This window comes from Roseospira goensis (genome assembly GCF_014197795.1).
GTDB classification, from domain to species: Bacteria; Pseudomonadota; Alphaproteobacteria; order Rhodospirillales; family Rhodospirillaceae; genus Rhodospira; species Rhodospira goensis.
Window position 1 is genome coordinate 23,934 of record NZ_JACIGI010000025.1, and the last position, 21,135, is coordinate 45,068.

The 21,135-nt window shown below is 71.1% G+C and carries 21 protein-coding genes; 13 read left to right on the top strand and 8 right to left on the bottom strand.

Going from position 1 to position 21,135, the window contains the following annotated elements; translation table 11 throughout:
- The first annotated feature begins 18 nt into the window (after positions 1-18).
- From folE to GGD88_RS13600, 9 genes are all read left to right on the top strand, one after another.
- Positions 19-684, top strand: a complete 666-nt coding sequence (gene folE / locus GGD88_RS13560; RefSeq protein WP_184436335.1) for a GTP cyclohydrolase I FolE — start codon at positions 19-21, stop codon at positions 682-684.
- A gap of 126 nt (positions 685-810) precedes the next feature.
- Entirely contained in the window at positions 811-1,257 is a 447-nt protein-coding gene (locus GGD88_RS13565; RefSeq protein WP_184436337.1) for a bactofilin family protein, read from the top strand.
- A gap of 252 nt (positions 1,258-1,509) precedes the next feature.
- Positions 1,510-2,463 carry an acetyl-CoA carboxylase carboxyltransferase subunit alpha gene (locus tag GGD88_RS13570; RefSeq protein WP_184436339.1) on the top strand — a complete coding sequence of 318 codons (954 nt, stop codon included), beginning with the start codon at positions 1,510-1,512 and terminating at the stop codon, positions 2,461-2,463.
- A gap of 32 nt (positions 2,464-2,495) precedes the next feature.
- Complete coding sequence (locus GGD88_RS13575) at positions 2,496-3,032, top strand: L-2-amino-thiazoline-4-carboxylic acid hydrolase (RefSeq protein ID WP_184436340.1); 537 nt, start codon at positions 2,496-2,498, stop codon at positions 3,030-3,032.
- The gene (locus GGD88_RS13580; RefSeq protein ID WP_184436342.1) at positions 3,029-4,219 is read left to right on the top strand and encodes a M20 aminoacylase family protein; all 1,191 of its coding nucleotides are present in this window, start codon (positions 3,029-3,031) and stop codon (positions 4,217-4,219) included. Before GGD88_RS13575 ends, GGD88_RS13580 begins: the two co-directional genes overlap by 4 nt.
- Positions 4,220-4,781: 562 nt before the next feature.
- Positions 4,782-5,819 carry a porin gene (locus GGD88_RS13585; RefSeq protein ID WP_184436344.1) on the top strand — a complete coding sequence of 346 codons (1,038 nt, stop codon included), beginning with the start codon at positions 4,782-4,784 and terminating at the stop codon, positions 5,817-5,819.
- A gap of 271 nt (positions 5,820-6,090) precedes the next feature.
- Positions 6,091-7,140, top strand: coding sequence for a porin (locus GGD88_RS13590; RefSeq protein ID WP_184436346.1), 1,050 nt, complete (start codon positions 6,091-6,093; stop codon positions 7,138-7,140).
- Positions 7,141-7,478: 338 nt separating this feature from the next.
- Positions 7,479-8,039 carry a DUF2062 domain-containing protein gene (locus GGD88_RS13595; RefSeq protein ID WP_184436348.1) on the top strand — a complete coding sequence of 187 codons (561 nt, stop codon included), beginning with the start codon at positions 7,479-7,481 and terminating at the stop codon, positions 8,037-8,039.
- 81 nt (positions 8,040-8,120) lie between these two features.
- Entirely contained in the window at positions 8,121-8,858 is a 738-nt protein-coding gene (locus GGD88_RS13600) for a hypothetical protein (RefSeq protein WP_184436349.1), read from the top strand.
- 86 nt (positions 8,859-8,944) lie between these two features.
- On the opposite strand, the gene GGD88_RS13605 is transcribed toward GGD88_RS13600, so the two are convergent.
- Together GGD88_RS13605 and GGD88_RS13610 are read right to left on the bottom strand one after the other, a co-directional pair.
- Positions 8,945-9,622: a response regulator gene (locus tag GGD88_RS13605; protein ID WP_246423762.1), complete on the bottom strand. Its 678-nt coding sequence runs from the start codon at positions 9,620-9,622 to the stop codon at positions 8,945-8,947.
- 212 nt (positions 9,623-9,834) lie between these two features.
- A complete protein-coding gene (locus tag GGD88_RS13610) occupies positions 9,835-10,257 on the bottom strand; it encodes a SufE family protein (RefSeq protein WP_184436350.1) in 423 nt (140 codons plus the stop codon).
- A 229-nt stretch (positions 10,258-10,486) separates the two neighbouring features.
- Here GGD88_RS13610 and aspS point away from each other — a divergent pair, with 229 nt between their 5' ends.
- The 4 genes from aspS to murJ all read left to right on the top strand — a co-directional run bounded on the left by aspS (position 10,487) and on the right by murJ (position 16,041).
- Complete coding sequence (aspS, locus tag GGD88_RS13615) at positions 10,487-12,289, top strand: aspartate--tRNA ligase (RefSeq protein WP_184436351.1); 1,803 nt, start codon at positions 10,487-10,489, stop codon at positions 12,287-12,289.
- Between the two features lie 28 nt (positions 12,290-12,317).
- On the top strand, positions 12,318-13,304 hold the full coding sequence (locus GGD88_RS13620; protein ID WP_343056367.1) for an NUDIX hydrolase: 987 nt from the start codon (positions 12,318-12,320) through the stop codon (positions 13,302-13,304).
- A gap of 106 nt (positions 13,305-13,410) precedes the next feature.
- The gene (locus tag GGD88_RS13625) at positions 13,411-14,418 is read left to right on the top strand and encodes a glycosyltransferase family 9 protein (RefSeq protein ID WP_246423763.1); all 1,008 of its coding nucleotides are present in this window, start codon (positions 13,411-13,413) and stop codon (positions 14,416-14,418) included.
- A gap of 48 nt (positions 14,419-14,466) precedes the next feature.
- On the top strand, positions 14,467-16,041 hold the full coding sequence (gene murJ, locus GGD88_RS13630; RefSeq protein ID WP_184436378.1) for a murein biosynthesis integral membrane protein MurJ: 1,575 nt from the start codon (positions 14,467-14,469) through the stop codon (positions 16,039-16,041).
- Between the two features lie 30 nt (positions 16,042-16,071).
- Here the strand turns inward: murJ and GGD88_RS13635 are convergent, their stop codons facing one another.
- From GGD88_RS13635 to GGD88_RS13660, 6 genes are all read right to left on the bottom strand, one after another.
- Positions 16,072-16,230 (bottom strand): hypothetical protein, encoded by a 159-nt coding sequence (locus GGD88_RS13635; protein ID WP_184436353.1) that lies wholly within the window; start codon positions 16,228-16,230, stop codon positions 16,072-16,074.
- 64 nt (positions 16,231-16,294) lie between these two features.
- Complete coding sequence (locus GGD88_RS13640) at positions 16,295-17,356, bottom strand: ABC transporter ATP-binding protein (protein WP_184436354.1); 1,062 nt, start codon at positions 17,354-17,356, stop codon at positions 16,295-16,297.
- Between the two features lie 8 nt (positions 17,357-17,364).
- Complete coding sequence (locus GGD88_RS13645; RefSeq protein ID WP_184436355.1) at positions 17,365-18,198, bottom strand: carbohydrate ABC transporter permease; 834 nt, start codon at positions 18,196-18,198, stop codon at positions 17,365-17,367.
- Complete coding sequence (locus GGD88_RS13650) at positions 18,195-19,124, bottom strand: carbohydrate ABC transporter permease (protein WP_343056368.1); 930 nt, start codon at positions 19,122-19,124, stop codon at positions 18,195-18,197. Before GGD88_RS13650 ends, GGD88_RS13645 begins: the two co-directional genes overlap by 4 nt.
- On the bottom strand, positions 19,121-20,431 hold the full coding sequence (locus GGD88_RS13655) for an ABC transporter substrate-binding protein (protein WP_184436356.1): 1,311 nt from the start codon (positions 20,429-20,431) through the stop codon (positions 19,121-19,123). Before GGD88_RS13655 ends, GGD88_RS13650 begins: the two co-directional genes overlap by 4 nt.
- Before the next feature lie 87 nt (positions 20,432-20,518).
- On the bottom strand, positions 20,519-21,112 hold the full coding sequence (locus tag GGD88_RS13660; RefSeq protein ID WP_343056371.1) for a TetR/AcrR family transcriptional regulator: 594 nt from the start codon (positions 21,110-21,112) through the stop codon (positions 20,519-20,521).
- Between the last annotated feature and the right edge of the window lie 23 nt (positions 21,113-21,135).

Here is a 21,135-nt window from a genome sequence, read left to right on the forward strand (position 1 = left end):
AGCGAAGGACCCGCCACCATGAGCCTCGACCGACCGATGGGTGCCCCTCGCCCCACCCTGGACTACCGCGACCCTGCTGGTGCCCCCGCCACGACCGACGCGGGCGACGTGGGGCCGCCGTCCCGTGACGAGGCCGAGCGGGCCGTGCGCACGCTGTTGCGCTGGGCCGGGGATGATCCCGACCGCGAAGGGCTGGTGGACACGCCGAAGCGGGTGGCAGCGGCCTTCGAGGAGTTCTTCGCCGGCTACCGGGAGGATCCGGAGGACATGCTTCGGCGTACCTTCGAGGAGGTCGAGGGCTACGACGAAATGGTCGTGCTCCGGGATATCCGGCTCGAATCCCACTGCGAGCACCACATGGTGCCGATCATCGGCAAGGCCCACGTGGCCTACCTGCCGAACACCCGGGTGGTGGGCATCTCCAAGCTGGCGCGGGTCGTCGATGCCTATGCCAAGCGGTTCCAGATCCAGGAGAAGATGACGGCCCAGATCGCCAACACGATCGCGGACGTGCTGCAGCCGAAGGGCGTCGCGGTGGTGATCGAGGCCGCGCATCAATGCATGACGACGCGCGGCGTGCACAAGCCCGGCGTGACCATGGTGACCAGCCGCATGTTGGGCGCGTTCCGCACCTGCTCCGACACCCGCCGCGAGTTCCTGTCCATGATCCACGGCCGCGACTGACCGGCCGCTGGCGCTGGGGCGCCTGCGGCCCCGGCCCACTCCTTGGGCTGTGCCCAGGCTGCTCCACCCTGTTCAAGCGTCCTGCGTTTGGGTAGACTGACGGTCCCCGGTACAAGCAGGATCGCCATGAAAAAGTCAGTCTTCGCCGCCGACCTGCGCGTCCTTGGGGACGTGGTCAGCAAGGGGGACCTGGACGTTCACGGGCACGTCGAGGGGACGATCAGCGTCAAGGACCTCGTGGTCGCCCGTGGCGCAACCGTCGACGGTCGTGTTCGGGCCGCGTCGGCCGATGTGGCCGGCCGGATTCACGGGCGGCTCGACTGCGACCGCGCGGCGATCGAGTCGTCGGGCTGTGTCGAAGGCGACGTCGCCTATAAGAGCCTGTCCATGGTGGCCGGCGGCATCCTGAACGCGCATTGCGTGCCGACGCAGGGCAACGCCACAGTTGCTGAATCGGTGGCCAAGGCGGCCGCGTCGACCGACGCGGCCGATGCAGCCGGCAGCCCACGCGCGCGCTCCGACCGGCCGGGGGCCGCCGCTCCGGTCCAGGCCGCGGTCGGCGCCACGCTCTGATCCACCCGCTGATCGACCGGCAAAGTGGTGAGCGGGGTGGGTCGGCCGTGTGGCGCGGGGCCGCGCCGCGATTCCCGGTTTCGGCGCGCCCGCGCCCGTGATAAGTCCACGCTGCGGGGCCGGGTCCGCGCATCCCGTGTCCGGTCGCCGTTCACCGTCTGACCTCACAAAGGAGGGAGGGGGCGGCTCTCGCGCCGACGATGCCTGCGGGTCTCGGTGTGGCAGGGGCCGGCGCCGCTCCGTCAAGCGCCGATGCGATTTCTGGACTTCGAACGCCCCATCGCCGAACTGGAAGGCAAGATCGCCGAGTTGCGCCACCTGGGCGACGCCGACGGCATGAACATCGTCGAGGAGGTGGGCCGCCTTCAGCAAAAGGTGGAGAAGCAGCTTCATGCCACCTACGCCCGCCTCACGCCGTGGCAGAAGACGCATGTGGCCCGCCATCCGGACCGGCCGCACTGCCGGCATTACATCGCGCGCCTGATTGAGGACTTCACGCCCCTGGCCGGTGACCGTGCGTTCGCCGAGGATCAGGCCATCATCGGCGGTCTGGGCCGTTTCCGGGGTCAGGCCGTGGTGGTGATCGGCCAGGAGAAGGGCCACGACACCGAAAGCCGCGTCGCCCACAACTTCGGCATGCCGCGCCCGGAGGGCTACCGCAAGGCGCAGCGCCTCATGCGCCTGGCGGAGCGCTTCGGGCTGCCGGTGATCTCGCTGGTGGATACGGCGGGGGCCTTCCCCGGCAAGGGGGCCGAGGAGCGCGGCCAGGCCGAGGCCATCGCGCGCGCCACCGAGACCTGCCTGGACCTGCGCGTGCCCCTGCTGTCCTGCATCATCGGCGAGGGCGGCTCGGGCGGCGCCATCGCACTGGCGGCCGGCAACGTGGTGCTGATGCTGGAGCATGCCATCTATTCGGTGATCTCACCCGAGGGCTGCGCTTCCATCCTGTGGCGCAGCGGCGACAAGGCCCAGGACGCCGCCGATGCCCTGAAGCTGACGGCGCAGGACCTGGAGACGCACGGTGTGATCGACGGCATCGTCAAGGAGCCGCTGGGCGGCGCCCATCGCGATCCCGAAGGCGCCATCGACGCCGTCGGTGCCGCCCTGGAGCAGCACCTGGGCACGCTGCTGCCGCTGTCCGGCGATGCCGTGCGGACGCGGCGGCGGTCGCGTTTCCTGGCGATCGGGCGCCAGGGCGTCGCCTGAGGCGGCGTCTCGCCGGTCAAGGAGGTTCCGCCATGGGCGAACCGGTCCGTCTGTCGATCCTGGAGCGGCGCCGCATCGAGGCCGCGTTTGCGCGCCGGATCTTCGAAACGCTGGTCGAGCACGTGGGCGAAGAGGCCGCGCGTGCCGCGCTGCGTGACGCGGTCACGCGCATGGCCGAGGAGACCGGCGCCGCCATGGCGGCCGAGGACCGCGCCCGGGGACCGGTGACGCTGGAGACCTTCGCCGAGCGTCTCGCGCTCTGGCAGCAGGACGATGCCCTGACCCTGGAGGTGCTGGAGCGTCGGCCCGACCGGCTCGCCTTCAACGTGGTGCGCTGCCGCTACGCCGAGGTGTACGAGGACATGGGGGTGCGGCACATCGGCGATCTGCTGTCCTGCAACCGCGACGGCCAGTTCATCTGCGGCTACGATTCCCGCATGACACTGACGCGGACCCAGACCATCATGCAGGGGGCGGACCACTGCGATTTCCGGTATCGCATGGCGCCCGCCGGCGACGAGGACCGGACCCCCGAACAGACAGACGACCGGACGGAGGGGAGTCGATGACCCACACCGGACCGCTCGACCGCCTGGTGGCGCTGCAGTCCGAGATGCAGGCGTGGCGGCGCGACCTGCACGCCCATCCCGAGATCGCGTTCCAGGAGGAGCGCACCAGCCGGATGGTGGCCGAAAAGCTGGCCGCCTGGGGGCTGGAGGTGCACACCGGCCTGGCCCGCACCGGCGTCGTGGGTACGCTGCGCGGGCGGCGGCCGGGCGACCGGGCCATTGGCCTGCGCGCCGACATGGATGCGCTGCCGATCCAGGAAACCAACGGCTTCGCCCATCGCTCGCGCCACGACGGCCGCATGCATGCCTGCGGACACGACGGCCACACCGCCATGCTGCTGGGGGCCGCGAAGGCGCTGGCCGAGGCGCCGGACTTCGCCGGGACCGTGCAGTTCATCTTCCAGCCCGCCGAGGAGGGCGAGGGCGGTGGCCGGGTGATGGTCGAGGAGGGCCTGTTCGAGCGCTTCCCGGTGGAGTCCGTCTGGGGGCTGCACAACTGGCCCGGCCTGGAGGTGGGCCGGTTCGACGTGCGGGTCGGCCCCATCATGGCCGCGTTCGATACCTTCGATATCACCCTGACCGGTCACGGCACCCATGGCGCCATGCCGCACCTGGGCACCGATGTCATCACCGCCGGGGCCGCGGTGGTGACCGCCCTTCAGACCATCGTCGCGCGCACGGTGAACCCGCAGGACGCCGCGGTCGTGTCGGTGACGCAGATCCACGGTGGCGACGCCTACAACGTTATCCCGACCCAAGTGGTGTTGCGCGGTACCACACGGGCGCTCTCCGATGCGGTGCAGGACACCATCGAACGGCGCATGCGCGACATCGTCCAGCATGTGGCGGCGGCCCACGAGGTGACCGGCGCGCTGCACTACCAGCGCCGCTACCCGGCCACGGTGAACAGCCCGGCCGAGACCGCGCGTGCCGTGGAGGTGATGCGCGGGCTGGTGGGTGCGGCCCACGTGGATCCGGACGGTCCGCCGACCATGGGGGGCGAGGACTTCGCCTTCATGCTGCGCGAGCGGCCCGGCTGTTACGTCCGGCTGGGCGCCGGACCGGGTCAGGCGGGGTGCGGGCTGCACAACCCCGGCTACGACTTCAATGACGCCATCCTCCCGCTCGGGGCCAGCTACTGGGTGCGGCTGGTGCACCACCTGCTCGGTGACGGCGCCGCCGCCTGAGCCGGGTCGCTCCCCCCGCGATCCGGGGCGTCGGGCTGGCGCGACGGGTCTCATCTCGCGGCCTCGTACTGGCCGGCCTCGATCCTGACTCGTCAGGATCATGGCCCTACGCGGCTTCGCCGCGCCGGCCGCCTCATCTGGTCAAGCTAGCATCTGGTCAAGCTGGCATCGCAGAGCGATGCCAGAGTCGCGCCGGCCGGCCGACGGAGAGGTCCGTCCTTCCGTCGGCCGCTCTCAGTGCAGCCTCCAGCGGTTCGCCCGGCCCGCTCGGTGGGCGGTGGGCGCTGGCCGGGCGCCGGCGACGGTCGTTGTGCCCTGGGTGCCTCTCCCCCTGGTTGATGGGCGGTGTTGCGGCGAAATCACACTCGGCGCGAACGGATTGCATTCGCATCCGTATAGATCGCTGTCTGGTTGACCCGACCTGAGGCTTCATGAGCTTATCCGTATGAGTACTGCGGGTTTAGACGGCGCCCGTGGTGGGGTCCCCGCGCGGATCCGATCGCCCGCGCCCCAGAGGCCCGTGCAGGACTCCCATCGTGTTGGGTTTTTGAGAGGATATGACATGAAGAAGGTCCTATTCGGGACGACCGCCTTGATCGCGGCCGCCGCCTTCGCCGGCACCGCGCACGCCGAGCGGATCAAGCTGAGTATCGGCGGCAAGCAGGAGGTCTGGTTCGGCGTGGCCGACGTCGAGGACAACGCCGGCGAGACCTATGCGTCCACCGGGATGGCCACCGATACCGAGCTGTACTTCACCGGCGATACCACCCTGGACAACGGCCTGACGGTGCGCGCGGTCATCAGCCTGGAGGCGGATGCCCGCGGGGCCCAGAATGCGGACGAGACCTACATCGTGATGTCCGGCGGCTTCGGCGCCGTGCAGCTCGGCGCCCGCGAGGACGTCGTCATGGGGCAGAGCTGGGCCGCCGTCGAGCTGGGCGGTCAGGACTGGGATGAGGCCTTTGGCTGGAGCCCCGATTTCGAGGATCACTTCGCGCCCACCTACTACTCGGTCGATGACCTCAGCATCGGCTACACCTCGCCGTCGTTCTTCGGCTTCAGTGTCGCCGGCTCGTACGCGCCGGATCTGGCCGAGCCCAACGATGCCACCGGCTTCCAGGACTGGAACAACACGGACGCCGCGTACAAGGATGCCTTTGCGGTCGGTGCGGCCTTCAACAACGAGTTCACCGGCATTGGCATTCATGCCGACGTCGGCTACTGGGATCAGCAGGGCACGCGTGGTGTCAGCGACCGCAATCTGGTCCGCGGTGCGGTGGCCCTGAGCTACGCCGGCTTCGAACTGGGCGGCGCCTATGGCGTCTGGGACTACGAAGACACCGACACCGAAGTCGACACCTGGCTGGTCGGCGCCGGCTATGAGAACGGCCCCTACGGCATCGACGTCAACTACGCGCGTTCGGAGACGGACGACAACGCCGGCGACGTCGAGGCCGACTACTTCAAGGTGGCTGGCAAGTACATCCTCGGCCCGGGCGTGAATCTGAGCGCCTCGGTCTTCCACACCACCTATGACGACGATGCCGGCGACGACCGCGAGGTCACCGGCGGCATCATGGGCGTGGCCCTCAGCTTCTGAGGAAAGCGACCGGTGTCCGGCCGTGGCGGTCCGCCCGAGGCGGGTCGCCACGGACCCCGGACAGGGTGTGTTGCGCCCGCGCCACGCCCTGTCCAATTGCGTGCTTCCGCGGCAGCAGTGCGTTGACGGCGGCGGTTCGTACATGGCTTTATCCGAAAGCGAACCCGGCGGGATCGGCGGGAAACTAGGTTTTCGGTCCTCAGGTGTGGGCGGTCCATCGGTGCCGTCGGCACCGGGCCGACAATACTCAGGTCTCACGAGAGGAGAAGTCATGAAGAAGGTCCTTTTCGGCACGACGGCCCTGATCGCCGCGGCCGCCTTCGCGGGCACCGCGCACGCTGACAAGATCAAGCTGAGCATCGGCGGCAAGCAGGAAGTCTACTTCGGCGTGGCCGACGTCGAGGACAACGCCGGCGAGACCTATGCGTCGACCGGCATGACCACCGACACCGAGCTGTACTTCAGCGGCTCGACCACGCTGGACAACGGCCTGACCGTGCGGGCCATGATCAGCCTGGAGGCTGACGCCCGCGGCGCCCAGAACGCCGACGAGACCTACATCACCATGTCCGGCGGCTTCGGCGCCCTGCAGCTCGGCGCCCGTCAGGACGTCGTGATGAACCAGACCTGGGGCGGCACCAGCCAGGGCGGCCAGGACTGGGACGAGGCCTACGGCAACACCTGGACGCCGAGCCCGGATGGCCATTCCGGCGGCATGTACAGCTACTACTCGCAGGACGACATCAGCGTCGGCTACACCTCCCCGTCCTTCTTCGGCTTCAGCGTCGCCGCGTCGTACGCGCCGGACCTGGCCGAGGCGAACGTCACCGGCTTCCAGGACTGGAACAACACCGGTGCGGCCTACAAGGACGGCTTCGCCATCGGCGGCGCCTTCAACAACGAGTTCAGCGGCATCGGCATCCACGCCGACGTCAGCTACTGGTACCAGCACGGCGTCAGCACCCCGGATCGTGACCTGATCCGCGGCGCCCTGGCCCTGACCTACGCCGGCTTCGAGTTGGGCGGCGCCTACGGCGTGTGGGATCGCGACGGCGACGACAACGACACCCACGTGTTCCAGGTCGGCGCCGGCTACGAGAACGGCCCGTACGGGATCGACTTCAACTACGCGCACACCGACAACTCCTGGGTTGCCGGCGGCGATGAGACCACCGACTACTTCAAGGTGGCCGGCAAGTACATCCTGGGCCCGGGCATCAACCTGACCGCGTCGGTCTTCCATGAGACCAACGACAAGGACAACAGCAACATCGACCGCGACACCACCGGCGGTCTGATGGGCGTCGCCCTCAGCTTCTAAGCGCGGGCAAGCCTGCTGGGTGCGGTCGTCCGATCGCGCCGCGAGAGGGGAGAGGCCACGGCCTCTCCCCTTCTCGTATGGGAGCCGTGCATCCGGCGGGACGCGGGCAGTTTGACCCCGTGCACAGCGGCGGAGGACATGCTATATGGCCAGGAGGTGCCGATGCCGCGCGGCCGTCGCCGGCCGGTTTGACGGGGTCGCACCGCCGCTGTAGGCAGACTGATCAGACGACCATGCGTGATTCCTTTGGGCCGGAACGGGACGGCACCCCGCTATCGGCGCCGGAGCATCGGACTCGGGCCGGCCGGACGTACGGGTGGTGGCGCCAAGGGGCGCGGATGGCGCGCTACCGCTTGGTGATCCCCGTCCTGCGCAGTCCGCATGCGCCGGAGCATACCGCGCGCGGCGTGATGATCGGCCTGCTGTGGGCGATGACGCCGCTGGTCGGGATCCAGATGATGCTGGTTCTGCTCACCTGGATCGTCGCCAGCCGTTTGTTTTCCTGGAACTTCAGCCTGGTTCTGGGCCTGGCCTGGACCTGGGTGACCAATGCGGTCACCATCCTGCCATTCTACTACGGCTATTACGTGACCGGGCAGGTGCTGCTCGGGCACTGGGATGACCTGACCGGATTCGACGCCTTCGCCACCCTGTGGACGAGCACCTTCGCGGCCGACATCGGGTTCTGGGAGGCGGTGCGGACCTACGTCGTCAACATTGTGGCCGGCTGGGGCCTGCCGCTCCTGGTGGGGTCGCTGCCGTGGGTCGTGGTCTCCGCAGCCACCGGCTACTGGATCAGTCTGCGCATCTCGCGCCGGCGGGTGGCGCTGCGGGCGGCGCGCAAGGCCGACGCGGATCGCCGGCGGACCGAACGGGCGCCCGCGGCCCCCACAGATTGACGGCCCGGCGGCGGGACGCCAAGATCGGGCCGCTTCGCAATGGCCCGGGCCGTCCGGGCTCTCATGTGATGGGTGCGCGTCATGCCCTTGGGTCGTCCACGCCGGCGCCGGCGTTCGGGACCGTCCGGTCTTGTCTTCCTTTCGCTGCTCCTGGCCGCGGCGGCCGTGGCGGCCGGCCTGTGGTACGGCTACAGCCTGTTGAGCCAGGACCTGCGGGACCGCCTCGCGGCGCAGGAGCGCCGCCTGCAGGAGGCGCGGCAGACCCTGGCGGCGGCCGAGGCGGCCCGCGGGCGCCTGTCGGTGGAGCTGGAGGAGGCCCGCGCCCGCCTGCGCTACATGGAGACGCGCTACGAGCGTGACGTGCCGTCCGGTGCGGCGCGCCGGCTGCACGACCTGGTGGTGCGGATGCTGGATCAGGGGGTGCCGGCGGACCGGCTGGCCTTCCTCATCGAGGCCTCCGAGGCGGCGCCGCAGTGCGCCGAGACGCCGGAAACCCGCCAACTGCCCGTCGCCCTGCCCGTGACCCTGCCGGGCGGGGTGGTGCCCGCCGAGGCGGTCACGTTCGCGGACCGTCGCATCACGGTGACGGCCGAGGGCGTCATCGCCACCGACGAGCAGGGCCGTCTGGAGGCCTGGTTCGACCCCGCCGAGCCGGTCCAGGTCCGCTTCAGCCGGCTGGGGGGCGAGACGGCGGTTGTCGACGGCCTCCTGCCGCTGCACCATTCCATGGTGGTCGACGGCGCCGAGTACCGGTTCACGGTGACGGCCGGCCGGCCGGGCCTGATTGAGGTGACCGGTCTCGCCTGCGCTTTTCCGTGAGGGCGGCTGGTCCGTGAGGGCTGCCAGCGTCTCCGCCCCGGAGCAGCCCCGGAGCAGTCCCGGCTCAGCCAAGCATCAGCCAAGGGTCAGGCAGAGATGCCCTGCTGGATCGCCATGGCCACGGCCTGGGTGCGGTTGGCCGCGCCAATCTTCTTGAAGATGCTGCGCATGTGCGACTTGACGGTGATCTCCGTCAGGCCGAGGTGCAGACCGATTTCCTTGTTCGACTCGCCGCGCACCAGCAGCGACAGAACCTGCACCTCGCGGTTGGTCAGGTCGGCGAACCGCCCGGTGGGCTGCTGGGCCGGTGCCGCGTCCCCGTCGCCACCGCCGGGGCCGAGCAGGTGCGCGGAAAAATAGGGCTGACCGCTCAGGATCAGGCGCAGGGCATGCACGAACGAGGCCCCGCTCATCGCCTTCGGCAGATACCCGGAGGCGCCGAGTTCCATGGCGCGCAACACGTCCTCGCGGACCACCTGTCCGGTGATGATGACCACCGGGACCTCGGGGCAGGCCTTGCGGAAGGCGCTGACGGTCTCGACCCCCGCCATGCCCGGCATCTTGAGATCGAGCAGAAGCAGGTCCGGCGAATGCTCGGACGCCATGCCGAGGGCACTGTCGAAGTCGACCGCCTCCATGATGTCGACATGGTCGGCCAGGTCGGTCAGGAAGGGGCGGATGCCGTCCCGCAGCAGAGCGTGGTCGTCGGCCAGCAAGACGCGGATGGTCGCTACCTTGTCCATCGCGGGCTCGTCAGGGGGCATTCCCTTGGCGTCCTTTCCTGCTGAAACCGCCGACTCTGCGTCGACACGATAATGCGGGTGGACCGCACGGACGATCGAAAGTGTAACAAATGCCGCCCCATATATCCACCTTTCGCATTGCAGCGTCAAGCCTGATGGCGGATCAGAGGGCGCGGGGCAATCCATCTTTGGAACGGGTGTGTCATGCGGAGGGCGCGAGGCCGCGCCGGTCGTCAGGCGGCCTTGGCGCGCGCCGCCTCGGCCTTGATGCGCTCGATCATGGCGGTCACGCCGTTGCGGCGGTTGGGACTGATGTGCTGGTCCAGCCCCAGCCGCTGCATCTCCGCCTCGGCGTCGGTGGCGAGGATCTCCTCGGGCGTGCGATCGTTGAACAGGATCAGCAGGATCGCGATCAGGCCCTTGACGATGTGGGCGTCCGAATCGGCGCAGAAGTGCAGCCGCGCGGCCGACTCATCGGTCGGGCGCACGGTCAGCCACACCTGACTGAGGCACCCGCGCACCCGGTTGGCGTCGATCATGTCCGCCTCGGGCAGTGGCTCCAGGGTGCGCCCCAGGTCGATGATGTAGCGGTAGCGGTCTTCCCAGTCGTCCAACAACTCGAACGTCTCGGTCAACTCGTCCAGGGTCGTGGTCATGATGGATCGGGTCCGCGTGGCCATGGCATGGGATCGGTTCCCACCCGATGTAAGGCGCGGGCGCCGGTGCGGGAACCCCGAACCTGCATCGGACGGAGGCCGGCACCGGGCGGCCGGATGGCCACCGCCTTGACAAAGCGCGTGGTTCGGTGTGGGTTCCCCCCCGACCAACGCCGACGCCGCCCCCCGGGCCGCGTCCGCTTTCGCCTGTCAGGGGACTCCATCCGTCATGCATGCCTATCGCACGCACACCTGCGGCGCGCTGCGCCGTTCGGACGTGGGCCAGACCGTCCGACTCTCGGGCTGGATTCATCGCAAGCGCGACCACGGCAACCTGCTGTTCGTCGACCTGCGCGACCACCACGGCCTGACCCAGTGCGTGCTGGACGTCTCGTCGCCGGTGTTTCCGGCCCTGGAGGCGGTGCGCGTCGAAAGCGTGGTGACGGTCACCGGCCGGGTCATCGCCCGCAGCGACGAGACCGTCAACCCGCGCCTGCCCACCGGCGAGATCGAGGTCGGCGTGGACGCCGTGGACGTCCTGTCCACCGCCGACGTCCTGCCCCTGCAGGTGGCGGGTGAGCAGGAGTATCCCGAGGATCTGCGCCTGACCTACCGCTTTCTGGATCTGCGCCGCGAGCAGATGCACCGCAACATCGTGCTGCGCGCCCAGGTGATCCAGTCGATCCGCCGGCGCATGACCGATCAGGGCTTCCTGGAGTACCAGACGCCGATCCTGACGGCGTCGAGCCCGGAGGGAGCGCGCGACTTCCTGGTGCCCTCGCGGTTGCATCCGGGGCAGTTCTACGCGCTGCCGCAGGCGCCGCAGCAGTTCAAGCAGCTTCTCATGGTGGCCGGCTTCGACCGCTATTTCCAGATCGCGCCATGCTTCCGCGACGAGGACAGCCGCGCCGACCGCTCCCCCGGCGAGTTCTACCAGCTCGATTTCGAAATGAGCTTCGTCACCCAGGACGATGTCTTCGACGCCATCGAGCCCGTGCTGGCCGGGGTGTTCGAGGAGTTCGCCGACGGCCGCACGGTCACTAAGCCGCCGTTCCCGCGCATCCCCTATGACGAGTCCATGCTCAAGTACGGCACCGACAAGCCGGACCTGCGCAACCCGCTGATCATCCAGGACGTTACCGATCAGTTCCGCGGCGGCGGGTTCGGCCTGTTCGCCAAGCTGATCGACGGCAAGGGCGCCGTCGTGCGCGCCATCCCCGCGCCCGGTGCGGCGGACCGCCCGCGCGGCTGGTACGACAAGCTGAACGACTGGGCGCGCGACACTGGCGCCGGCGGCCTGGGCTATATCATTTTCGGCGCCGAGGGGCCGAAGGGACCGATCGCCAAGAACCTGGAGGCCGATCGGGTCGAGGCCCTCCGGGTCCAGATGGACCTCAAGGCCGGCGACGCCGTGTTCTTCGCCTGCGACAAGCCGCTGGCGGCGGCCAAGTTCGCCGGCCTGGTGCGCACCAAGGTGTGCCACGAGCTGGAGATGCTGGAGACCGGCGTCTTCAAGTTCTGCTGGACCGTCGACTTCCCGCTGTACGAACTCGACGAGGACACCGGTAAGGTCGAGTTCAGCCACAACCCGTTCTCCATGCCCCAGGGCGGCCTGGAGGCGCTGGAGACGCAGGATCCGCTGACCATCAAGGCGTTCCAGTACGATATCGTCTGCAACGGCGTCGAGCTGTCCTCGGGGGCGATCCGGAACCATCGCCCGGACATCATGATCAAGGCGTTCGAGATCGCCGGCTATTCGCGCGAGCATGTGGAAGGCCACTTCGGCGGCATGCTGAACGCCTTCCGCTACGGCGCCCCGCCGCACGGCGGCGCTGCCCCGGGCATCGACCGTATCGTCATGCTGCTGGCCGACGAGCCCAACATCCGCGAGGTCATCCTGTTCCCGATGAACGGCCAGGCCCAGGACCTGCTGATGCAGGCGCCCGGCGCGGTGACCGAGAAGCAGCTCAAGGAACTGCACATCAAGCTCGACCTGCCCAAGCCGAAGCCGCAGGCGAAGACCGCCGGCTGACGGACCGGTCATGGGGGAGCGGGAGCCCGTGACGGCCGTGCCCGCGACCAGCGCCGTGACGGTCGAGTTGACCGCGGTCGTGATCGCGGTCGCGGATGAGAGGCCGGTGGTGCTGGTGCGGCGTCCGCCGGAGGGCGGGTGCGCGGCCCTGCCGGCGGGACCGTTGCAGGCGGAACACGGCACCCTGCAAGCCGGGTTGCGGAGCTGGGTGGAACGCCAGACCGGCCTTCATCTGGGCTACGTCGAGCAGCTTTATACCTTCGGCGACCGACCGCGCCCGCCCGACGAGGGGGGCGGCGCGGACGACCCTGGCCGGCGGCTGTCGATCGCCTATCTGGCGCTGGTGGCCGGGGCAGGGCGGGCGCCGGCGCCGGACGGGCGCACCGCCTGGATGCCGTGGTACGACGCCTTTCCCTGGGAGGATGCGCGCGACGGCCCGGGACCATGGCGCGCCCGCCTCGCCGCTGGACTCGACGCCTGGGTGGCGGCCGCGCCCGACCCGATGCGGATGGCGCGGGACGAGCGGGTCCGTCTGACCTTCGGGGATGAGACAGGCGGGTGGGATGGCGAGCGGGCGCTGGAACGCTACGAGTTGCTGTACGAGGCGGCCCTGGTGCCGGAAGCCTGGTGGGATGGCGCACGGACCCCGCCGTCGGACGTGGCAGCGGGCGGGGGGCGGCCCCTGGTGCTGGACCATCGCCGCATGCTCGCCACCGCCATCAGCCGCCTGCGCGGCAAGATCAAGTACCGCCCGGTGCTGTTCGAGTTGCTGCCCGAGACCTTCACGCTGTTGCGCCTGCAACGCACCGCCGAGGCGATCTCCGGCGTGCACCTGCACAAGCAGAACTTCCGCCGCGTGGTCGCCCAGCAGGGCCTGGTCGAAGAAACCGGGCAGGTGGAGACCGGCACCGGCGGCCGCCCGGCCAAGCTGGTCCGCTTCCGCCGCGAGGTCGTCTCCGAGCGGCCGGCCCCCGGCGTGCGGGTGACGGCGACCCGGCGCGGCGGGTACCCTTGAGAGAGCCATGAGCCGGCCGGGGCGGGGTCAGACCCCGGACCCGGCCGATCCGCGAGACCCGTCGTCGCACCCCCGCCACCCGATCGCCCGCCGCCCCGACAGTCGCATGGTCATGCCCCCCGAGTCCGCGCGCCCGCGCCTCCTGGTCATCAAGCTGTCCGCGCTCGGTGACGTCGTCCTGGCCCTGGGGCCGATGGCGACCATCCGCCGCCACCACCCGGACGCCCATCTGACGGTCCTGACCACGCGGCCGTTCGCACCCCTGCTGCGGGCCAGCGGGCTGTTCGACGCCGTCCACCTCGACCCCCGGGGCGGCGCCGGGCGGCCCCTGGCCTGGGTCGGCCTGATCCGGTGGCTGCGCGCCCAGCGGTTCGAACGCGTCTACGACCTCCAGACCTCGGACCGCTCGTCCGGATACTTCCGCGCCCTGCGGGGGCTGGGCGCGGCGCCGCCGTGGAGCGGCATCGCCTCCGGCTGCGCCTTCCGCCATGCCACGCCGGAGCGCACCCGGCTGCATACGATCGAGCGCCAGGCCCAGCAACTGGCCCTCGCCGGCATTCCCGAGACGTGCTTCCCGGATCTGTCGTTCGCCTGGAGCGGACCGCAGGCGGCGGAGGTGGACCGCTTCGGCCTGCCGGCCCGGTTTGCCCTGCTGGTGCCCGGCGGCTCCGCCCACCGGCCCGAAAAGCGCTGGCCGGCGGACCGCTTCGCCGCGCTGGCGCGGGGGCTGGCGGCGGAGGGGCTGACGCCGGTGTTGCTGGGGACTGCCGCCGAAGCCGCCGTCATCGACGCCATCCGCGCCGCCTGTCCCGGGGCGGTGGCACTGGTGGACCGGACCACGCTGCTCGACATTCCCGCCCTGGGCCGGCGCGCCGCGCTGGCGGTGGGCAACGACACCGGCCCGCTGCACATGATCGCGCTGGCCGGGTGCCCCACGGTGGCGCTGTTCTCGGCGGCCTCGACCCCGGACAAGCACCGGCCGCGCGGGCCGGCGGTGGTCTGCCTGCGCCGTGACCGCCTCGATGCGCTGGCGGTCGACGACGTGCGCGCGGCCATCACCCGGGCGATGACCGACCCGCCGCCCGAGCCGGCGCTGGGCGGGGTGCGGGGGTAGCCGCGCGCCCTCTTCCGCGTCCGCCCGGGATGAGCTATGCAGCGCGCCATGGCCCTGCTTCGCTCCATCGCCACGGTTGGCGGCTACACCCTTCTGAGCCGCGTCACCGGCTTCGCCCGCGACATCCTGGTCGCCGGGATGCTGGGCGCCGGCACCGTCTCGGATGCCTTCTTCGTCGCCTTCCGCTTCCCCAACCTGTTCCGGCGACTGTTCGCCGAGGGCGCCTTCCAGGCCGCCTTCGTGCCGATCTTCGCCGGCCTGCTGGAGACCGAGGGCCGCGACCAGGCGCGCCAGTTCGCGCGGCGGGCGTTCAGCGTGCTGGCGCTGATCCTGCTGGCCTTCACGGCGCTGATCGAAGTGCTGATGCCGGTCGCCATGTACGTCATCGCGCCGGGCTTCGACGCCGTGCCCGGCAAGATGGAGCTGGCGACCGAGCTGACCCGCATCGCCTTCCCGTACCTGCTGTTCATCTCCCTGGTGTCGCTGCAATCCGGGGTCCTGAACTCGCTGGGCTACTTCGCGGCACCGGCGGCGGCGCCCATCCTGCTCAACCTGACCCTGATTGCCGCCCTGGTGGGGTTCACCCCACTGATGGAGACGCCGGGCCATGCCCTGGCCTGGGGGGTGTTCGCCGCCGGGGTGATCCAGTTCGCGTGGCTGGTGTGGCACTGCCGGCGGGCGGGCATGTCGATCCCGCCGATCCGGCCGCGCCTGACCCCGCGCGTGCGCCTGCTGGGGCGGCGCATCGTGCCCGTCGTGCTGGGCGGCAGCCTGTACCAGATCAATCTTCTGGTCGGCACCATCCTGGCCTCCCTGGTCTCGGACGGTGCGGTCTCGTGGCTGTACTACGCCGACCGGGTCACCCAGTTGCCGCTGGGCGTCGTGGGGGTGGCGGTCAGCACGGCGCTGCTGCCGCTGCTGTCGCGCCGCCTCAAGGCGGGACAGTGGGATGCCGCCCGCCACGACCAGAACCGGGCGCTGGAGGTGGCCCTGCTGTTGACCCTGCCGGCGGCGGCGGCCTTGATGGTGATCCCCGGGCCGATCATCGGCACGCTGTTCGAGCGCGGCGCCTTCACCGCCGCCGACACGGCGGCGACGGCGGCGGCGTTGGTCGCCTTCGCCAGCGGACTGCCGTCCTATGTGCTGGTCAAGATCCTGGCGCAGGTGTTTTTCGCCCGCGAGGACACCGCCACCCCGGTGCGGGTGGCGGCGGCGGCGATGGCGGCCAACGTGATCCTGAACCTGATCCTGATGCAGGTGTGGGGTCACGTGGGCATCGCCCTGGCCGCCGCGCTGGCCAACTGGGGCAACGCGGTGGCGCTGGCGGTGATCCTGCACCGGCGCGGCCAGCTCGGTCTGGACGACCGCTTCCGGGCGCGGCTGCCGCGCATCGCGGTGGCCACGGCGGTCATGGGCGGCGGCCTGTGGGCCGGCGCCTGGGCGCTGGCCGACCCGCTGGCGGCGGGCGACGCGGCCCGCATCGGCGCGCTGGCGGCGCTGGTGGTGGGCGGGATGGCCGTCTACGGCGGGGCGGCCCAGCTCACCGGCGCCGCGCGCGTCGGCGAGATCCGCGCCATGCTGCGCCGGCGCACGGTCACCGACCAGGCGCCGGCCGCCGACTGAGGACGGCCGATGCGCCCTTCCGAGCGCCCGCTATGACGGCTTGGTGCTGTCGGAGACCGGGGCCTCCGCCGGGGCCGGAGCGCGGCCCGTGACCTCCTGCACCAGCTTGCGATGCCGGTAGATGGCATAGACGGCCAGCAGGGCGTAGGCCCCGAGTTCGATGAACAGGTATTCCTTGCCGGTCAGCATGGCGGGCGCTCCCCTGGCGGGCTGTTGCGACTGAGAGCGCATATCATGTCGCCGGCGGCACGGATCAAGGCAGCCGCCGGCCGTCGGCGAACAGATTGGTGGCCGCCGGCTCCCAGGTCAGCCCGATGGTCTCGCCCACGGCCCCCGCCGCAGCGGGGGCGAGGCGCGCCACCACCGGCTCCTCCGTGCCCACCTCGACATGCCACAGCACCGACTCGCCCAGGTGCTCGACCAGCAGGAGGCGGCCGGCCAGCAGTCCGTCCGCCGGTGCACAGGGGGTCAGGGCCTCCGGCCGCACCCCCGCCAGCACGGCCGCGCCCGCCGCCACGCCCGCCGCCCGCGCCAGCGTCCCGCCACCGGGCAGCACGACCCCGCCCTCTGCCACCGTCGCCGGCAGCAGGTTCATCGGCGGCGTGCCCAGGAACCGGGCGACGAAGGGGGTGTCGGGCCGCGCATACAGGTCCAGCGGCGGCCCGGCCTGGACGATCCGCCCGGCCTCCATCAGCACCATGACATCGGCCAGGGTCATGGCCTCCGTCTGGTCGTGGGTGACGTGCACCATGGTGGTTCCCAAACGCCGGTGCAGCGCCGCCAGCTCGCGCCGCACCGCCAGACGCAGGCCGGCATCCAGGTTGGACAGCGGCTCGTCCAGCAGCAGCACCGCCGGGTCGCGCACCACCGCGCGGCCGATGGCGACGCGCTGGCGCTGCCCCCCGGACAGCGCGGCCGGGCGGCGGTCCAGCAGGTCCTCCAGGTGCAGCATGCGCGCCGCCTCCTGCACCCGCGCGGCGATGGCCGCCCTGCCCTTGCGGCCGTCGCGCAGGCGCAGGCCGAAGGCCATGTTGTCGAACACCGTCATGTGCGGATAGAGCGCGTAGGACTGGAACACCATCGCCACGTCGCGCGTCCTGGGCGGCAACCCGGTGACGTCGCGCCCGCCGAGGCGGATCGTCCCGGCGTCGGCGTCCTCCAGACCGGCCAGCAGGCGCAGCAGCGTGGACTTGCCGCAGCCCGACCGCCCGACCACCACCGCATAGGCCCCGTCCGGCACCGTCAGCGACACCCCGTCGAGCGCCGTCACCGCGCCGAACCGCTTGACCAGTCCCTCGACCGCGACCCCTGCCATGCCGCCCCCTATCCCTTGACCGCGCCGGCGGTCAGGCCGGAGACGATCCAGCGCTGGAACACCAGCACCAGCGCCACCATCGGCAGCGTCACCACCACCGACGCCGCCATGATGCGCCCCCACGGCAGCTCGAACGCGCTGGCGCCGGAGATCAGCGCGATCGCCACCGGCACCGTGCGGGTCTCCGCCGTCAGCGTGAAGGTCAGCGCGAACAGGAACTCGTTCCAGGCCACGATGAAGGCCAGCAGCCCGGTGCTGACCAGCGCCGGCCACAGCAGCGGCAGGAACACCCGGCCGATGACGGTGAGCGGCCCGGCGCCGTCCATGATCGCGGCCTCTTCCAGCTCCTTCGGGATCTGACGCAGGAAGGTGGTCAGCATCCACACCGTGAACGGCAAGGTCAGCATGAGATAGCTCAGCCCCAGCCCGGCCAGGCTGTTGTACAGGCCGAGCGAGCGGATCAGCAGGAACATGCCCGACAGAACCGCCACCTGCGGGAACATGGCGACGCACAGGATGGTGCCCAGCAGCAGCCCGCGGCCGCGAAACGCCACCCGCGCCAGCGCGAACGCGGCCGTGACCGCCAGCGACAGCGACAGCGCCACCACACCGCCGGCCACCAGGACCGAGTTCAGGATGTTGCGGGCGAACGGCTGTTCTGCGAACACGGCGGTGTAGTTCGCCAGCGTCGGCGCCTCGGGCCACACCCCGGGCGAGACCAGCGCGCTGCCGGTCTCCAGGCTGGTGACCAGGGCATAGCCCAGCGGGCCGATGGAGACCGCCACGATCAGGACCACCGCCAGCGCGAACCCGAGGCGGGCGATCAAGGCCTGGGCGATCATACCGCCCCCTCCCGCCCGCGCAGGCGCGCCGCGGTCAGGATCATGGCCGCGATCAGCGCGATGATGAACACCACCAGCGTCGCCGCCGCCGAGCCGGTGCCGGCGGCCTGGAAGTCGATCAGCTCGCGCCGGGCATAGACCGACATGGTCATGGTCGCCGGGCTGTTGGCCGTCAGCACATAGACCAGATCGAACACGCGCAGGGCATCCAGGGTGCGGAACACCACCGCCACCACCAGCGCCGGCGCGATCAGCGGCAGGGTCACCCGGAAGAACACCCGGACCGGGTGGATGCCGTCCACCCGCGCGGCCTCGTAGATGTCGCGCGGCAGCATCTCCAGCGCCGCCAGCACCAGCAGGGCCATGAACGGCGTCGTCTTCCAGACGTCGACGCCGATGACCGCGATCATCGACAGCAGCGGGTCGGCGGTCCAGGCCAGGGGGGCGTCGATCAGGCCCAGGCCCAGCAGCGCGGCGTTCACCACGCCGACCTGATCGTTGAGCATCCACGCCCACATCTTGGCCGACACCACGGTGGGGATGGCCCAGGGCACCAGCACGGCGGCCCGCACCCAGGCCCGGCCCGGGAACCGCCGGTGCAGCACCAGGGCGACCAGCACCCCCAGCACCGTCTCCAGGCTCACCGAAGCGGCGGTGAACACCAGCGTGTTGGCGACCGCGCGCCACCACTGCGGATCGGCCAGCACGCCGAACGCCTGCCCGTCGAAGACGGCGTAGTAGTTCTCCCAGCCGACGAACGCCGCATCGCCCCCGCCGGCGAGGCTGGCATCGGTGAACCCCAGCCATACGGTGCGCCCCAGCGGCCACGCCGCCACCGCCAGCAGCACCAGCGCCATGGGCGCGATCAGCCCCCAGGCCGCGCGCGCCCGCGCGCGGGCCAACGGACCGGCGGCGCGCCCGCTCACCAGCCGCCGCGCTTGATCCGCTGCACGCGGGCGGCGATGGCCGCCACCCCGGCGGCGCCGTCGGCCTGTCCGCTCAACACCCGGTGCACGCCGGTGAAGATGGCCGTGCTGACCTGGTTGTAGCGCGTGCCGGTCACGGTCGAGGGCCGCGCCACGGCGTAGTCGAGGGCCGGGCGCATGTCGACCAGGATCGGCACGGCGGACAGAACCTCCGGCGCCGTGTACAGGGCCGGGCGCGACGGGTTGAACGAGCCTTGCACGGCGCGCCGGGTCTGCTCTTCGGCCGAGGTCAGATGGCGCACCAGGTCGATGGCCTCGTTGACGTGGGCCGAGTAGCGCGACACCGCCAACTGGGCGCCGCCCAACGTGGCCGCCGGCTGGTCGTCCGGCGCCGCGGGGCCGGCGGGCAGCGGCACGACGCCCACCTTGCCCCTGACCGGGCTGTCGTCGCCCTGGGCCAGCGCCCAGGCGTAGGGCCAGTTGCGCATGAACGCCGCGTTGCCGGCCTGGAACAGGCCGCGCGCCTCCTCCTCGGCGTAGTTCAGCACGCCGGGCGGCGAGATGGTGCCAACCCAGCCGGCGGCGCGGTCCAGCGCGGCGGCGGCCTGGGGGGTGTCGACGGTGATGGCGCCGTCGGGGGCCACGACGGTGCCGCCGCCGTGGCTGGCGATCCATTCCAGGGCGTTGCAGGTCAGGCCCTCGTAGGCGCGCCCCTGCCAGACGAAGCCCCACAGGTCGCTGTTGCCGGCCGCGCGCTCGGCCTCCTGGATCGCCCGGGCTGTCTCGGTCAGCTCGGCCCAGGTCTCGGGCACGTCGAGGCCATGGGCGTCGAGCAGGTCGGCGCGGTAGTACAGTAGGCCCATGTCGATGAACCACGGCATGGCGACCAGGCGGCCGTCGACCGTGTTGTTGGCCACCAGCGCGCCCAGGTGGTCGCCGGCCTGGCCGCCCAGCACCGGCCCCAGGTCCACCAGGTGCTCGGCCAGCAGGCCGGGCCAGACCACGTCGATCTGCAACACGTCGATGTCGCCGGCGCCGGCCGAGAGGAGCTGCTGGTACAGCCCCAGGCGCTCGGTGGCCGAGTTGGGGATGGCGACCAGATCGACGGTGTGGCCGGTCTCGGCGGCCCAGGCCCGGGCGCCCTGCTCGCACAGGACCCGCTCCTGGCCCAGCGCGCTGCACGCGATACGCAGCGTGGCGGCGCTGGCAGCCTGGGCCAGCATGAGCGTGGCGAGGGCGGTGACGACGGCGACGGCGCGGCCGGCGCGGCCGGCGCGGCGGGCACGCGAGGGGCGGGGCGCGGCCATGCAGGGTCCTCCGTGTGCGATGACGGCCGGGGGCGAGCGGTCGCAATGATAGGGCGATCGGACCGGGTTGGGAACCATGCGGTCCGGCTACGCGGCGTCGCGTCCGATCAGGATGGCGGCGATGCGGTCCTGTTGGCGCGCGGCCTCGGCGGCATCGCTGGTGGGCGACAGCAGGTTCTGACCGAACACATAGGCATAGAACAGGCGCGCCCGCGCCTCGGCCTCGCACGGCCCGGCGCCCAGGGACTCGAACAGGGGCACCACATGGGCCAGACGGGCGCGGTCGACCTCCGCCACCGCCGCCGCGGCACCGGGATCGTGGCGCGCCCAGTCGCGCACCGCCATCTCGATCGCCGCCCCGCGCGGGTTCGGGTGGTCGAGGTAGCGCCCCAGCAGCCGCCGCAGCACGGCCTCGGCGTCCTCGTCCGCCTCGGGCGTGACGTGGCGCGCGATCACGGCCATGCGCCCGTCGCGCCAGTGCGTCAGCAGGGCCGCCAGCAGTTCGGCGCGGTCCTTGAAATGCCAGTAGAATCCGCCCTTGGTGACCCGCAGGCGACGGGCCAGCGGCTCGATGCGGACGTGGTCCACGCCGCCCTCGGCGAGCATGGCGAAGGCGGTGTCCAGCCAGGCTTCCCGGTGTGTCTTGGCCTCGCGCAGGGGGAATCTCCCGGGTCGATTCAGGGGATGGGGAGGGCGAGGGTGGG